This window comes from Butyricicoccus sp. (genome assembly GCF_050872565.1).
GTDB lineage: Bacteria > Bacillota > Clostridia > Oscillospirales > Butyricicoccaceae > Butyricicoccus_A.
On record NZ_JBNMHC010000020.1, the window covers coordinates 1 to 13819 of the forward strand.

The 13819-nt window shown below is 51.7% G+C and carries 14 protein-coding genes; 2 read left to right on the top strand and 12 right to left on the bottom strand.

The genetic code is table 11. From position 1 onward, the window contains the following. Positions 1-818 precede the first annotated feature (818 nt). From ACR0P9_RS02025 to gpr, 11 genes are all read right to left on the bottom strand, one after another. Positions 819-1445, bottom strand: coding sequence for a hypothetical protein (locus ACR0P9_RS02025; RefSeq protein WP_432617181.1), 627 nt, complete (start codon positions 1443-1445; stop codon positions 819-821). Between the two features lie 16 nt (positions 1446-1461). Further along, on the bottom strand, positions 1462-2097 hold the full coding sequence (locus ACR0P9_RS02030; protein ID WP_432617182.1) for an ATP-binding cassette domain-containing protein: 636 nt from the start codon (positions 2095-2097) through the stop codon (positions 1462-1464). A 12-nt stretch (positions 2098-2109) separates the two neighbouring features. Further along, positions 2110-2826 (bottom strand): hypothetical protein, encoded by a 717-nt coding sequence (locus ACR0P9_RS02035; protein ID WP_432617183.1) that lies wholly within the window; start codon positions 2824-2826, stop codon positions 2110-2112. Then, positions 2823-3575: a hypothetical protein gene (locus ACR0P9_RS02040; RefSeq protein WP_432617184.1), complete on the bottom strand. Its 753-nt coding sequence runs from the start codon at positions 3573-3575 to the stop codon at positions 2823-2825. The genes ACR0P9_RS02035 and ACR0P9_RS02040 overlap by 4 nt, the downstream gene beginning before the upstream one ends. 18 nt (positions 3576-3593) lie before the next feature. Then, complete coding sequence (locus tag ACR0P9_RS02045) at positions 3594-4451, bottom strand: hypothetical protein (protein WP_432617185.1); 858 nt, start codon at positions 4449-4451, stop codon at positions 3594-3596. A gap of 67 nt (positions 4452-4518) precedes the next feature. Beyond that, positions 4519-4809: a hypothetical protein gene (locus ACR0P9_RS02050; protein ID WP_432617186.1), complete on the bottom strand. Its 291-nt coding sequence runs from the start codon at positions 4807-4809 to the stop codon at positions 4519-4521. 226 nt (positions 4810-5035) lie between these two features. Further along, positions 5036-6088 carry a GerAB/ArcD/ProY family transporter gene (locus tag ACR0P9_RS02055; RefSeq protein ID WP_432617187.1) on the bottom strand — a complete coding sequence of 351 codons (1053 nt, stop codon included), beginning with the start codon at positions 6086-6088 and terminating at the stop codon, positions 5036-5038. After that, on the bottom strand, positions 6085-7062 hold the full coding sequence (locus ACR0P9_RS02060) for a Ger(x)C family spore germination C-terminal domain-containing protein (protein ID WP_432617188.1): 978 nt from the start codon (positions 7060-7062) through the stop codon (positions 6085-6087). The genes ACR0P9_RS02055 and ACR0P9_RS02060 overlap by 4 nt, the downstream gene beginning before the upstream one ends. Then, positions 7059-8507: a spore germination protein gene (locus tag ACR0P9_RS02065; protein ID WP_432617189.1), complete on the bottom strand. Its 1449-nt coding sequence runs from the start codon at positions 8505-8507 to the stop codon at positions 7059-7061. The genes ACR0P9_RS02060 and ACR0P9_RS02065 overlap by 4 nt, the downstream gene beginning before the upstream one ends. A 14-nt stretch (positions 8508-8521) precedes the next feature. Next, positions 8522-9667 (bottom strand): stage II sporulation protein P, encoded by a 1146-nt coding sequence (gene spoIIP / locus ACR0P9_RS02070; protein ID WP_432617190.1) that lies wholly within the window; start codon positions 9665-9667, stop codon positions 8522-8524. Positions 9668-9737: 70 nt separating this feature from the next. Next, positions 9738-10598 carry a GPR endopeptidase gene (gene gpr / locus ACR0P9_RS02075; protein WP_432617191.1) on the bottom strand — a complete coding sequence of 287 codons (861 nt, stop codon included), beginning with the start codon at positions 10596-10598 and terminating at the stop codon, positions 9738-9740. A 243-nt stretch (positions 10599-10841) separates the two neighbouring features. Here gpr and rpsT point away from each other — a divergent pair, with 243 nt between their 5' ends. Then, on the top strand, positions 10842-11105 hold the full coding sequence (rpsT, locus tag ACR0P9_RS02080) for a 30S ribosomal protein S20 (protein ID WP_216470131.1): 264 nt from the start codon (positions 10842-10844) through the stop codon (positions 11103-11105). A 303-nt stretch (positions 11106-11408) separates the two neighbouring features. Here rpsT and ACR0P9_RS02085 read toward each other — a convergent pair whose 3' ends face one another. Beyond that, a complete protein-coding gene (locus tag ACR0P9_RS02085) occupies positions 11409-12686 on the bottom strand; it encodes an adenylosuccinate synthase (RefSeq protein WP_432617192.1) in 1278 nt (425 codons plus the stop codon). A 234-nt stretch (positions 12687-12920) separates the two neighbouring features. Here ACR0P9_RS02085 and ACR0P9_RS02090 point away from each other — a divergent pair. After that, positions 12921-13819: AEC family transporter (locus tag ACR0P9_RS02090; RefSeq protein WP_432617193.1), on the top strand; the 899-nt coding region annotated here is incomplete at its 3' end.

Sequence of the window (13819 nt, forward strand, 5' to 3'; positions counted from 1 at the left end):
ACGATGCCGGATGCTTCAATGCCCATTTTATGTACGCTGGACGGGTTGCCGAACTGCTCCGTCATCACCTGACAGGCGAGAGAAGCCGCCTCCGGCAAAACGGCAGTTGTCGCCGCATGATCCAGATAATGCATGATTCTTAACTCCTTTTTCTTTCAAATATGCGTTTAATCTGCCTGTAATCTTAGCACACAGCGGATGGGTTTGCAAGTAAACCAGTCTGTATTCGAGTTGCCTTGATTCGTCAGGGATACTTGGCTCTCCCTTTGGGAGAGCTGGCATTTGCGGAGCAAATGACTGAGAGGGCGATAGCCTTCCTCTTTGAGGAAGGTGGCGCGGCGTCAGCCGTGACGGATAGAGTAGCTCGCAGGTAGATTTGTCTAAGAGCTTCTCTGAGCGATATTGGTGAAAAAACTCCCTCAGTCTTCGCCTGCGGCGAATCCAGCTCCCTCAAAGAGGGAGCCAAAATCCCTCTCTGTTCGTACCCAAACAAACAGCACGCAAGATAACCGCTTTCCTATGCGATCATCCGCGTGCTGTTTTCGGACAACTATCTTTCATATTCTGTTCCTCTTACGCTGCCCAGAAACGCCACGGCGCCCATCTCAAAAATTTCCTTCTGAGTTTCAGCTTTCTCTTGGTCATCATATCGAACGCCTCCTTTCAGCCGTTCCTATGCCATTGTTTTTGTACTTTATATTATAGCACGTTCGCGGCATAGTTTCTATTAGAAACATTCGACAATCTTTTTCTCGATAATTTGACGCGCAAAAGAGCGCACGCGGGAACAATATATTCCCTGTGCGCTCTATGTGATTTTATGTATTTCCCAAATAGTCTACTGTCGCAGTCGCCTGCCATGTTTCTATTCCGTCTACGGTTGTTTTGCACGTGATGATTGCCTGACACGGCTTGTTTTTTTGCCTATCAGAGTCCATCGTCACAGCGTCAATTGTCAGCATGTCTGAATCCTGTTCTGTTGAAAGGTCTAACACATTGCTTGCCTCATCCATCGGTTGTCCTTCTGTATAAATAACCGTGTTATCATCACATTCAATCGTCAGCGAAACCGGCGATGTTCTTTTACAGAGTCCAATACTTTTATCGGAACAAACGGTACCATACGCAATATTCCAACTCGACCTTCCCGCTGTACCAACGTCTGTGATCTTACAACACAAATACGGTATGCGTATAACCGTGCAATTTCTTCCAAAGAAAGTTTTTGTCGTACTGACATATGCTGTATCTGTTGTTCTGTTCCATCCATTTGAGGGGGAAAATGCAGATTGCATTTCTTCCCATTCCTGTTTTGTCTCCATGTATTGCTCAGGCAAATCTTGCAGGGGATACTTCTCCGTTTCCGTTGAAATCGGCACAAACATCCCAAACAACAAGAATCCCATGCATAGTATTGCTATGCCAACAACAGCTTTTGTTTTCATTTCTGCTTCATCCAATTTATTCCTGAAATTCCGCTGTTCCGTTTTCCACATGAAGCACAGAAGTTGCAAACGTCTTAATTTCCTCTGCGTTATGCGAGGCGAACAACAGGGTTTTACTCGGATCATCTATGTATTCTTGAAAGATGCTGTGCGCGATGTCAATGCCATCTCTATCCAGCGCATTGAGCGGTTCATCCATAATCAAAATATCCGGCTTTTCCATGACAGCCTGTGCAATACGCAGACGCTGAATCATGCCCTGAGAATACGTGCGAACCTTTTTGTCCTTGGCTTCTGTGAGCTTGACGCGCGCCAAAATTTGCAGCACTTGTTCTTTGTCAATGATATGATTGATTTCCGCCAGCATCATCAGGTTTTCATAGCCTGTTGCGCTGTTCATAAACTGCGGAGCATTGATAAACACGCCCGCATTTTGAATGAAATCAATATCTTTTCCAATCACTTTTCCATCCACGGTAATCGTTCCGCTGTCAGGACGAGAAAATCCCGTGATTAGTTTTAACAGCACACTCTTGCCGCTGCCATTATAGCCCGTCACAGCGACCGATGCACCGGTTGGAATATCCAAACTCAAATCGCGAAAAATCACGTGATTCTTATACGCTTTCGCCACATGTTCTAGCCGAATCATACAACTCCTCCTTTATATTTTCAACGGACGCCGTGTTCCATAGATGAGAAAAACAGCTTGCACAACAACAAACACAAGAACAGCCAGCAATTGCTGCGGCCAACTGCCTATCGTCAGGATTGCCGATTTCTGCTGTAAAATGTCAATCGAAAACAAGACCGCCGTGACCACGACGAGAATGCCTATCATACCGGCGCGAGAAATCGTCTGAGAGAATACCTCTGCAAACACAATCAGCAGGGCCAAAAAGGCAAGCAGCTTCACCCACAGCAGGATATACACAATCGGAAAACAATCATACGGCACAAATTTCACCGCACCCAAGCCGTGCTTGACCGTATAGATCGCATTGACGACAAATACACAAACGATTGGCACGGCAGAAGCAAAAGCAGCATTCTTGCCGTTGCGCCGCATGGTATGTATCCAATAGCTGCGCTCTGAGCCAAACCGCAAAATCGAAAGCGTGCGAAATCCTTCCGGATAAGCATACGAATTGCTGTACACAAAGACACCGGCGAGAATGAGCATCGCCAGATAGCAGTAGGAAAACGAATTCCACTGACTGCCATATCCGCAGGAATACATCTGTGCCGGATTGCTCAAAGCAAGTGCATAGGCATCATGTACACTGTACGCGGATTGCCGCAGCACAGGGGATTGAGCAACTTGGCTGGCAGACAGGATACTGATAAGAGCGATTACCAACGCATAAATTTTTTTACTCATGTCTTTTCCTCCGAAAGATACTCTTTCTTCGGTCTGCGGCACAGGTATGCCAGTCCAGCAAAGCACAGAGCATACGTCAGCACAACGCGAATCCATCCGCCCTCCGGCAGTCCGTCATAGACGGGAAACGAAAACGGGCTGATCTGCTGCAGCCATGTGCCTTGCATGACGCCGCTGGCAACAAAGAACAGCATCGGAATCGCCTGTGTCACGATATAATGCTTCGCGAAAACCGCTTTGGTCTGATACAGGCAAAGCATCGCTGTGCACAACAGCATATGTACGACATACACGGCAAACGACACCGGATAAAACTGTCCCGTAATAAAATACCGTTCTGCCAATCCTGTCAGCAGGGCTGTTCGCTCGGCGGCAAACAGCAGAGCGGAAGCAATCGCCAAAAATATCGTACTGAATCCCATCAAACGGCAAAACGTCCGCTTTCGATAGGCACTCCATGTCGCATAGCGTGTCAGCTGAATGGGTGTGCGCAGTTGAACCAAGTTTTGTGCCGCCATCAATACAACAAAGGAAAAGGCGACAAAGCCATAGGTCTGAAACGCGTTGACCAGCATTCTATCGTTGCCGGATGCCGTCCACTGCGGCTTCGGTATCTCTACACGCTCTTGTACCGTGGTAATCACGGCATCGGGAAGCGGCTTGAGTTCTTGATCTGCTTGAATCACGCCGAGTACGACAAGGACAAGCAGCAACAGCAACAATTGTTTCCATTGTGTTTTCCAACGCATACGCTTCCCTCCTCTCCGTCACGCCCTGCGCTTGCGCATACCGTACCAAATCATCACAAGAGACGGAAGAATGACAATCGCCATCGCGCAAACAACACCCCAGATACCATGTACTGTATGACCATATCCCCAATAATCCGGCGAGCTTGGCCACAATAAATTTTCTGGAGAAAACAGCGGCAACGGCCATCTATCTTCGTATAATCCTTGCGAGAACAGCGCACTGGCAATCAGACTGTAAACCGTAGGTACCAATAAGTAAATATATACTTTATTTACTAGATAAGAAATTGCTATTGTCAGAAGAGAAAAGAGAATGGGAAGCAAAAAGCAACGCAGTACACCTAACGCCAACAAATACAAATACGGATGGGTTGATGCGCTGAGATTCCACCCCCACAAAGCAAACACATCAAAGCAATTATTCGCATCATATGTATTGACGCACCACACGCGCATGACCAACATCGTTACCAAATACGCACAGTACATCACACAGCTTGCCAAAAATACCGATTGAACAATCCAATTGCATTCCATCTTCTTGGCGTTTTTCATGCGAACAGACGCAAACGGCAAAAAGCGGTCTCGCATCTGAATGAATGGGAGAACCGCTAATGAAGATAATATTGGAATGAAATGTCTATTGGATGCAAATTGCCACTCTATGGCATCGACATAAGAAGTCAAGTATCTTATATGAGAAACGATCCACAAATCATCTCCCGCGGCAGATTCTCCCGGATGTACTTGTTTTAAGAAATTCGGCAGTATTCCGCTCTCAAATCCCATAAACAAGAATGTTAACACAGGAAGTGCTACGATCACACTTATCGTATACAAATTGATAATCTGTTTTTTCCAGCGTAACTTCATAGTATCTACTCCAAGCGCACCCACATCACGAAAATGCAGGTGCGCTATTTCACATAGTCAAACGCCTTTACAGTACAACGCAGAGCAGATAAATGACATCTCCGCACAGCCACAAGCCAGATAAAATCCAGCACGCCAGCCGTCGTTTCTGCGTCACTTTATAATCACAAAACAGATACAGAGCAAGTACCACTGGGCAGGCAATCCAGAAAGCCTGACGGATTATCTGCGTTTGCGGTATAGGTGCTCCCTTCGCCAGCTCCTGTTGTCCCGCTGCAATAGACATGCCGCCGAGACACAGAGTAACTACCAACGCAATACGTCCAATCAACAAATATAATCTGTTCTTATTGCGCATTGCAAGCACCCCTTTCTATTTTCTGTTTATGTGGATACACCTCTATGCCATGTCTGCTTCATTGGACTCTACTCCATTCTTTAAGCGGGAAGGTGTTTGTTCATTTTGCATATTATAACACAAGATTTTCCCGAATTCAATTGTGAATCTTTACCAAGATACAGGGTATAATTTTGTTGACGTCGCTCAGTGTCAATGACTTTCCCAAAAGTTATTTGCCATCTCGCTACGTATCGCCCATATTATGCACTTTTAGAAACAGCGCACCTGCCGCGAGTACGACCACCGGCAGGAAGAAAATCTGGTAAAATTCTTGTGCTATTCCAAATGCTTGATTGCTGCTTGCGCATAAAATGCAAATCGCACTTGTCAATATTGCCCCAAGCCACACACCGCGTGATTTTCTGCATGTGCTTCCCGCCTGCACACATCCAGCAAAAAACGATAAAATCAATGCGGCGCGCGCCACGGTGCACACGAGCAGACTGCCGGAAATCAGCACTTCTCCGCGCTGAAAAGCCTCGCCAAACGACAGGACACTCGCCGCTGTATAGGACGGATACAGCACCCCGCGTGCGCCCGCCTCCCCAAGCAGGCAAATGTTGCGCAGATACAGCACGCTGAGCAAAACGCCCGCCAGCACACAAGCCCGCAGCAAACCATTGCGAATGCGTGTGCCCTGTCCGCCGAGCACCGCCGCCGCATAAAAGACCTCGCCAAACGGCGCAGACAGCAGCAAATACACGCGTTTGGGTAAATTCCCCACACCATCCGACAAAACCGGACGCAAGGCATAAAAATCCAGCTGGCTCCAGCTGAGCACCAGAGACACGAGCAGCGCCAGCACAACCAGCCACACCATCGGCTGCATCCACAAAACCAACGGCTGCACCCCTCGATGCGCCGCCGCTGCCGCGCACACCAGCAAAGCCGTCGTCAGCAGCCACACCGGCCAGATTCCTCCAGACACCGTCCGCAGGAAAATTACGCCGCTGAGCACCGTCATGCACAGCGACCACAGGGAAACCGCTGCCAACACCCACACATACAGCGTGCCGCCCATTGCGCCGAACGCCGCACGCGGCAGCTGAAACCACTCCCCCTGCGGCATCCGTTCGGACGCCAAACAGCACAGCGCCGCAACCGGCAGGCTGCACAGGCCAGCCAGCAGCAGAACAATCCAGCCATCCCGCCCGTCCTGCGCCGTCATGGTCAGCGACCAGCCGCTGAGCACAACGAGAAGCAGACATGTCGCCTGTCGGCTGCTGATGGGTTTCATTGGTTTCCTCCTTCTGTACTCTGTGCCGCGGTCATCGTCACGGACACGTTGACAGGCACCGTGCGCCAAGCCTGTCCGCTCAGTCGTCCGATGCCCAGTGCATCACAATCGGCTTGTTTAAGCCGTTCTATCACGCGCGTGCACTGTTCCTGCGTGACCCGCGCCGCGCGCTGGGTCTGATTTTCCCTGTCGCAGGCAGCTTCCGCGCGAAGTCGAATGTCCCAAGCCTCTTGGTTCTGTACCAGCTGCACGCGCATCTCTCGGAGCACAAGCGGTTCGCCGTCGTCATACAGCGTGGCTTGCTCTCCGCTGTGCAGCAATAGTGCCAGCACGGCGGTCTGTTCCTGATTCAGCCATCCCGTGCAGGTCTCTCCGGAAAATAACGCGCATCCATCCAGCTGTGCCTGCTCTCCTTCGATGGAAACCGCCGGAAGTACCGGATCCATCCCCTGTGTCTCCAGCGCATTGTACACGCGATACAGCGGCATATCCGGCATTTGCGACTGCTGAACGGCATAAGACAGGCTGTCTCCCACAGAAAAGCCAATCGGCTCGCCGCTGATTGACGCGCAGGAAAAAATCTCGTCCGCCGATGCATCGCGCACCACACACAGCCGCACAGAAGGGCGCACGGCACTGTCCGCGTGCAGCTGCCGCACACAGGAACGAATGCCGCTTTCCATCACAGAGTCATCGAAAAACAGCACCCGCGCATGGCTCCAGTACAATTGCGTGTCCAAGCCTGCTCCCGTGTCGTCTATCGCCTGTTCCATCGTCTGTGCGCTGCCGGACACCTGTTTGGACTCCGGCACGGCACTGTCCGCCTTGGGCACCGCAAGCTCTGCGGTAAGCGCATATCGCTGCCCCTGTTTGGATATAGCCCCCGCAGTCACAGCGGACAGATCTCCCGCGTCCTTCCAGCTGCATCCGGACAGCATCAGACACACCAGCAGAGCGGCTCCCAACCGCTTCATCGGCGCACCCCGCGCCAACCGGCGAGAAACCGATGTGTCGGCTTCATCGCAAACCACGGGAAGCGCAGCAGCACATCGCGCTGGCTGTGCTTTTCTGCCGCCAACACATTGGTCAGATACGGCACACCAAACGAAGTCAGGCGGCACACATGCGCCACAATCAGACATGTGCCGAACAACACGCCATACAGTCCCAACACCGCCGCACAGACGAGCAGAAAAAAGCGTAACAGCAAGGTCGCCGTGCGCAGCTTGGGCACAATGAGCGCCGTGACGCCGGAAAATGCAATGATAATGACCATCGGTGCAGAGACAAACCGCGCATCTACCGCAGCCTGTCCGAGCACCAAGCCGCCGACAATCGAAAGGGCTTGTCCAATGGTATCCGGCGTGCGCGTCCCGGCTTCTTTTAATATCTCAAACACTGCCAGCGTGCCAACCGCCTCGGTAAATGTCGTAAACGGCACTCCCTGCCGCGCGGCAGAAATCGAAAACAGCAGGCGCGTCGGCAGCATCTCCTGCTGCCATGTCAGCAGCGCGACATACACCGCCGGAAGTGTCAGCGTCAGCACAAAGCCCAGCACGCGCAGCCAGCGCGTCAAATTGGTGTACAAAAACGAGATATAATAATCATCATTCGCCTGAAAGGTCTCCTGCAAGATGTGTGGCACCGTCAGCACGACCGGCGTACCGTCCACGACAATGGCGATGCGCCCCTCCAGCAGCTTTGCCGCGACAATATCCGGCCGTTCGGTAAATCCCGTCGTCGGAAACGGAGAATATCGGTCATCTCGAATGATCTCACTGAGGTAATTGGCATCTAAAATCGAATCCAGCGGAATGTCTTGCAGCCGCTTTTTGACCTCCGTCAGCACGGTCTGATCGGCAATGCCGTCAAGATAACACACGCAGACCGTGGTATGCGTCACAGAGCCGATGCCGGAAAACTCAAAACACAGATTGGGTGTGCGCAGACGGCGGCGAATGAGCGCTAAATTGCCCATAAACGCCTCAGTAAATCCCTCTCGCGGACCGCGCAGGACTTTTTCATTGTCCGGCTCGTCCGGTCCGCGTTTGGCGAAGCCCTTGGTGTTGACAACCGCAGGTCTGCTGTCTCCGTCCACCAGCACAATGGTATCTCCATACAAAAATGCCGCCAGCAGCTTGTCCGGTTCCGGGTCAAACGGACAGTCATCAATGTGCAGGATCTCGCGAATGACATCCGGCATCGGCATCGGTGCGCCCGTCCACAAGCTCACCGGCTTGACCAAGCTGTCATTGATCGCCTGACTGTTTACCATGCCGTCAAAAAAGAACAGCGCCATGCGCAGAGCAGGCTGTCCCCTGCCCTGCACCTCACGGCAGATAAACGTATTATCGTGCACAAACAGCTGCTTCATCCTTGCAATATTTTCATCTAAATCGGTTGTGAAAGATAATTTCAATGCAAATCCCTCATTCATGTACTCAATTGTTGCGCCAATTTCTTTCCAAACGCACGAATGGCGACTTCTGCCTCTTCTATGGTGTTTCCGCTCGTTCCGCACTCCAAAATCATGCTGCCGGTTGTCGCCTGTTCATTAAACCGCTGTTTGCGCAGATTGATCGGACGCATGAGCGTTGGATAGTCCGCCAAAATCTGTTTTTGCAAGTTTGCGGCAAAATTCAAATTGCTTTTCCAATTCGGATGCGTCTTTCCACCGGCATTGGTGCCCATGACAAACATGAGCTGGGCGCAGGTCTGTCCGTCAATTTCCGACACCACTTTATATTCCATGCCAGACGACGTAATCATAGAATCTCGATGCAAATCAATAATAACTTTTAATGACGGCGTTTGTTTTTGCTGGGCATCAATGATTTCCATGGCGCGGCTATATGATTTGTTATAGCTCGGCGAATCAATGATCTCTCGGCAGTGTACAACGCCAATGCCCTGCTGCTGCAAAACCTGTGTCAGCACATCGCCGATATACACGACATTGTGCGCCGGATCTTCCGATCTGCCGCCGTGCTGATCGACATAGGCTTCGCTCGCATGGGTATGCAAAATCATAACGGTCGGCTGCTCGACAGAATCATTTTTCGTGATTTTGAGCGGCGACGCCAACATCTCTCCCAAATCATAGGATAAACCGGAATCATTGGAAATATACACGCCGTCTTGACCGGGATAGCCGCCTTTTTGACCGGTAATTGTCAGCTGTTTGACTGCCGCGCCATCGGCGGTCTGTGTCGGTGCATCCGAGGTATCTACCGCCTTTTGTACATTGTCCGGCAGAGCAAACAGACTCTCAGAGACCAGTGTCTCGCTGGCATCTGTGTCACAGCTCTCGCCGTCCGTCATGCTCTCCGGCAGTGCCTGCGCCGCGACAATCTCCGACACGCTCACGGTCGGCGGCGCGTGTTCGGATACCGATTCCCAGCCCGGTGCACCGATCTCTGACGACAGGGCAGCCTGTACAAAGTCCGCATTGCCCGCAAGCGTCTGCATCCATTGTTCCAGCTTTTCCCCGCCGCCGAGCCGATCTGCTGCCAGCAGACCTCCGGCCATAATGAGACAGGGAATGCTCCACATGGGTATCCATGACTTGTTTCGTTTCATGTGTCTCCCTGCCTTTCCCGCCGTATCCTGTACAAAAGTCTATTCGTACCGGCGGGAAGATATGCCGTATTTAAGACAGAAACAGCTCCATATCCGCGATGTCCAGCGACGGATGCAAAAACAAATTGATACCGTAGCCAATCACCCGCGCGGCATCCGCCGTCTGCTGGTCAACATCTCGTGTTGTGACCAGAACCGGCGTGTTCAAATCCTCCAACGCTTCACACTGTGCGCCGGACTGCTGGGCAATATCCGCCGCCAGCGTCGAGCCATCCACGACTGTCGGCACACCCAAAGCAATCACCGGAACGCCCAGCGACTCCTGTGTCAACGCAGTCCGCGCATTTCCGACACCGGAGCCGGGCACAATGCCGGTATCTGTGACTTGAATCGTACACATCAGACGACTGAGTCGCCGCGCTGCCAAGGCATCGACAGCGAGAATCAGCTCCGGACGAATGCGGTCAATGACCCCCAGCACGATCTCTCCGGTCTCCACACCGGTCGTGCCCAAAACGCCCGGTGCCAGCACTGCCACGGGACGAAAGGCGCGAAACTGCTCCGGTGAGCGTTCGACCAAATGCCGTGTCGCCAAGACATTCTGACAGCACAGCGGCCCGATGGCATCCGGCGTCACGGCGCGGTTGCCCAGTCCGATGACAAGAACCGGCGCACGCGGGTCTTGATTGCGCGGTGCCAGCTGCTGTACCATCTGTGCCACAGCGTGGCAGGCGCGCGGAAAGGCATCTGTTTCTCGGCGCAGCAAATCCTGAATCGACAGCGTCAAATATTGTCCCGGCGGTCTGCCAAACGCTGTATCGGTTTCCGTCACAGAAACCGTGTGCAAAGTAAAGCCCTCTACCGTCTGTGTCTGCTGGGAAACGCGCTGTCCCTCTGCCAATTCTAGGGCAAGATCTGTTCGTACTGCCATGTTTTGTCGCTCCCTTCCCCGTCCAGTATGCGTACCCTGCTCGCATTCTATGCGGAGAAACGGGGAAAATATCGCTTTCGTCCGGAATTTCTCTGTACGATTTATCCAATCCGCGAGGTGTCTGACGTATTTTTTGGGGAATTTCCTATGAAAAACACAATTGGCTCTTGATTTTTCGTTCATCTCGTGATAGAATTTCAATTACTGACTAATAGATTAAATGGAGTAAGGAGGTGGACACCAATGCCGAATATCAAGTCTGCCAAGAAGCGCGTACTCGTTACCAAGGTAAAGGATGCTCGCAATCAGGCTGCTCGTTCCGAGCTGAAGACCGTTCTGAAGAAGTTTGACGCTGCAGTTGCATCTGAGGATAAGGCTGTTGCAGAGTCTGCATATAAGACCGCAGTTAAGGCCCTCGACAAGGCTGCTGCAAAGAATCTGATTCACAAGAACAAGGCTGCTAACAAGAAGAGCGCTCTGACCCTCAAGCTGAACGCTTCCAAGTAAGCCCTTGCTTTGATTTAATTGGAAATGAAAACGCATCCGGTTGGATGCGTTTTTTGTTTTGCGCGCAGACCAAACTCGTCTCTCCCTCCGGGAGAGATGTCGCGCAGCGACAGAGAGGGCTTATACTAGCTATTTGTTCTCTCAGATTTGCCTGATGCAGAATGGGTACACGGTTCGCCCTCTCAGTCATTTGCAAAGCAAATGACAGCTCTCCCAGAGGGAGAGCCGAGAAAAACCGGTGCAAATATAGAAAACAAGCCGGAAGCGAGAGCTTCCGGCTTGCTTATTACCCGCAGGTATTGTTTACTTGGTGACGTCGATGACCTGATCGCGGCCAGGGCCTACGCCCAGCAGCTTAACCGGGCAACCAACGATCTTTTCCAGCTCCTTGATGTAGCTCTGTACCTTCTCCGGCAGCTCATCAAAGGTCTTGCAGCCGGTGATGTCCTCGGTAAATCCGTCGAACTCCTCATAAATCGGCTTGCAATCTTCCAGATCTGCGAAGTTTGCCGGGAACTCTTCGATGCGCTGACCCTTGTAGTCATACGCTACACAGACCTTCAGCTTCGGCAGACCACACAGCGGGTCAATCTTGTTGATAACCATCTCGGTCAGACCGTTTACGCGAACGGCATAGCGTGCGATAACAGCATCAAACCAACCGGTACGACGCGGACGGCCGGTAACTGTGCCGAACTCATGACCTGCGTTACGAATGTAATCGCCGGTCTCATCGAACAGCTCGGTCGGGAACGGACCCTTGCCAACACGGGTGGTGTAGCTCTTGCAGATACCAACGATCTCGTCGATAGCAGTCGGGCCAACGCCGGAACCGATGCAGCAGCCGCCGGATACCGGATGAGAAGACGTAACATACGGGTAAGTACCCATATCCAGATCCAACAGAGTGCCCTGTGCGCCCTCAAACAGAACTTCCTTGCCGTCCTTGATTGCCTGATAGGTGATAACAGACGTATCCTTGACATGGCTTCTCAGGCGGTCTGCGTACTCCTTGTACTCCTCCAGAACTGCCTTGATGTCAATCGGCTCGCCGCCGTATACACCAACGATAACCTTGTTCTTGCGCTCGCAAGCCTCGGTCATTGCTGCCTCAAAGCGCTCCGGATCCACGAAGTCATGCATACGAACGCCGATACGCTCAGCCTTGTCCATATAAGTCGGGCCAATGCCCTTCTTGGTGGTGCCGATGTCATCGCCGCCGCGTGCCTTCTCGCTCAGTGCATCCAGTTCCAGATGCCACGGAAGAATGCAGTGTGCACGTGCGTCAATGTACAGCTTATCGGTAGAAATGCCGCGTGCATTCAGACCGTCCATCTCGCCGAGAATGGACTTCGGGTTAACAACAACGCCCGGTCCGATGATATTTACACAATCCGGATACAGAATACCGGACGGAATCAGCTGTAATTTATAGGATTCGTCGCCAACAACTACGGTATGACCTGCGTTGTTGCCGCCCTGAGAACGGACGACTACATCGGCCTGCGAAGCAAAGATGTCAATGTACTTGCCCTTTCCTTCGTCGCCCCACTGTGCGCCCAAAACAATTTTGCCTGGCATATAAATTGCCCCTTTCCTGATTTTGAGGGTCGAGCAATTACCCCCGAAACAAACTTATATGGACATTATACCATCTTTTGTGCGTTCGTACAACCATCCTTTTGCACTTTTTCGTTTTAGCACGGAAAAGTATTGAATCAGCCTCTTGTCTCCCTCTCCCGTCAGGAGTATAATAAGTTTTCAGGCGGACGCGCCCCGTGTGTTTCTCCGTCAATCTTTTTTCCGGAGGAATTCATGTCAGCTGTACTTTTTAAAGCACTCGCGTTTTTTCTCATGATCGCGCTGGGCTATCTGATGAAAACCAAACACGTCCTAGAGCAGGAAGACAGTCAGGTTTTGATGAAAATCATCATCAACATCACGATGCCTGCCGCACTGATCGCTGGTTTTCGCACATTTTCCATTGATATTTCGTTGCTCTTTGCCCTGCTGCTCGGCTTTTGCATGAATGGCGTGCTGCTGCTCGCCGGTTCTCTCGCTTCCGTGCGCAAAGAGGGCAAGCTGCGTGCCCTGTATATTCTCAATACGCCGTGTCAAAACGTCGGCAATTTTGTTCTGCCGTTTGTGCTGAGCTTTTTGCCGTCCTCTGTCGTTCCGGCTCTGTGCATGTATGATGCCGGAAACAATCCGTATGGCGCCGGTCTTGCGTATTCTGTCGCATCCTCTGCCAGCGGCGGTGACGGAAAGGTTTCTCCGCGCAGTATTTTGCGCACGCTGTTTCATTCCCCTCCGTTTTTGGCATATTTCATTATGATTGTGCTGTATCTGCCGGGATTCCGCTTTCCGGATGCCTTTTTTGATCTGTGCGATTTATTCGGCAAAGGCAACGCCTTTCTCGCTATGTTTGCGCTGGGATTGATCTTTGAATGGCATCTGCCAAAAGAAGATGTCGGCAATGTCGTCCGCATTTTAGGCCTGCGTTATGCGCTGTGTCTGTGCGCCGCAGCGGCTATCTTCTTCCTGTGCCCGTTTGATCTGCCCATTCGTCAGACCTTGTGCCTGTGTCTGGTCGGTCCGGTCACAACACTTGCGATTCCGTTCGGCCTCGCCTGCGGCTGCAAGCAGTCCATGATTGCCGCACTCAGCTCTGTCAGCATGGTCACCAGCTTTATTCTGTCCCTCGGCATGTTGAT

Bases quoted from the DNA above. Each gene is read 5' to 3' on its own strand.
- ACR0P9_RS02025 (WP_432617181.1), bottom strand. From the start codon at position 1,445: ATGAAAACAAAAGCTGTTGTTGGCATAGCAATACTATGCATGGGATTC.
- ACR0P9_RS02030 (WP_432617182.1), bottom strand. From the start codon at position 2,097: ATGATTCGGCTAGAACATGTGGCGAAAGCGTATAAGAATCACGTGATT.
- ACR0P9_RS02035 (WP_432617183.1), bottom strand. From the start codon at position 2,826: ATGAGTAAAAAAATTTATGCGTTGGTAATCGCTCTTATCAGTATCCTG.
- ACR0P9_RS02040 (WP_432617184.1), bottom strand. From the start codon at position 3,575: ATGCGTTGGAAAACACAATGGAAACAATTGTTGCTGTTGCTGCTTGTC.
- ACR0P9_RS02045 (WP_432617185.1), bottom strand. From the start codon at position 4,451: ATGAAGTTACGCTGGAAAAAACAGATTATCAATTTGTATACGATAAGT.
- ACR0P9_RS02050 (WP_432617186.1), bottom strand. From the start codon at position 4,809: ATGCGCAATAAGAACAGATTATATTTGTTGATTGGACGTATTGCGTTG.
- ACR0P9_RS02055 (WP_432617187.1), bottom strand. From the start codon at position 6,088: ATGAAACCCATCAGCAGCCGACAGGCGACATGTCTGCTTCTCGTTGTG.
- ACR0P9_RS02060 (WP_432617188.1), bottom strand. From the start codon at position 7,062: ATGAAGCGGTTGGGAGCCGCTCTGCTGGTGTGTCTGATGCTGTCCGGA.
- spoIIP (WP_432617190.1), bottom strand. From the start codon at position 9,667: ATGAAACGAAACAAGTCATGGATACCCATGTGGAGCATTCCCTGTCTC.
- gpr (WP_432617191.1), bottom strand. From the start codon at position 10,598: ATGGCAGTACGAACAGATCTTGCCCTAGAATTGGCAGAGGGACAGCGC.
- rpsT (WP_216470131.1), top strand. From the start codon at position 10,842: ATGCCGAATATCAAGTCTGCCAAGAAGCGCGTACTCGTTACCAAGGTA.
- ACR0P9_RS02085 (WP_432617192.1), bottom strand. From the start codon at position 12,686: ATGCCAGGCAAAATTGTTTTGGGCGCACAGTGGGGCGACGAAGGAAAG.